1 protein-coding gene is annotated in these 843 nt (G+C 68.0%); it reads left to right on the plus strand.

The features are described from left to right. Positions 1 to 56: 56 nt before the first annotated feature. A partial coding sequence (locus DMB66_RS60080) for a class I tRNA ligase family protein (RefSeq protein WP_148112987.1) occupies positions 57 to 843 on the plus strand: 787 nt, incomplete at its 3' end.

An 843-nucleotide genomic window follows, 5' to 3' on the forward strand; every position in this document is an offset into this window, starting at 1 on the left:
CGGATTGTCGGTGCCCGGCGATACAGTGCGATCCGCTGCCGTCGTCGGAGGAAACCATGTATCTACCCGTGCCGGCCCAGGTGGATCTGGGTGCGCTGGACCATGAGGTGCTGCACTTCTGGCAGGCCAACAGCATCTTCCACCGCACCCTCGAGCAGTCCGCCGGCCGCCCCGAGTGGATCTTCTACGAGGGCCCGCCGACCGCGAACGGCCGGCCCGGCACGCACCACATCGAGAGCCGGGTCTTCAAGGACCTCTTCCCTCGATACCGGACCATGAAGGGCTTCCACGTCGCCCGCAAGGCCGGCTGGGACTGCCACGGCCTGCCGGTCGAGCTCGCGGTGGAAAAGGAGCTGGGCTTCACCGGCAAGCAGGACATCGAGGCGTACGGCATCGCCGAGTTCAACGTCAAGTGCCGCGAGTCGGTCACCCGGCACACGGACGCGTTCGCCGAGCTCACCCAGCGGATGGGCTACTGGGTCGACATGGACGACGCATACCGGACCATGGACCCCGGCTACATCGAGTCGGTCTGGTGGTCGCTGCAGCGGATCTTCGACAAGGGCCTGCTGGTCGAGGACTTCCGGGTCGCGCCCTGGTGCCCGCGCGACCAGACCGCGCTCTCCGACCACGAGCTGGCCCAGGGCTACGAGCAGGACGTCGACCCGTCGGTCTTTGTGCGCTTCCCGCTGACCTCCGGCCCGTTCGCCGGGAGCGCGTCGCTGCTGGTGTGGACGACCACACCGTGGACGCTGGTCTCCAACACGGCCGTCGCGGTCAACCCGGAGGTCACCTATGTGGTGGCGACCGACGGCGGTTCGCAGCTCGTCATCGCCGCGGATC

It is taken from the genome of Actinoplanes sp. ATCC 53533, assembly GCF_003947245.1.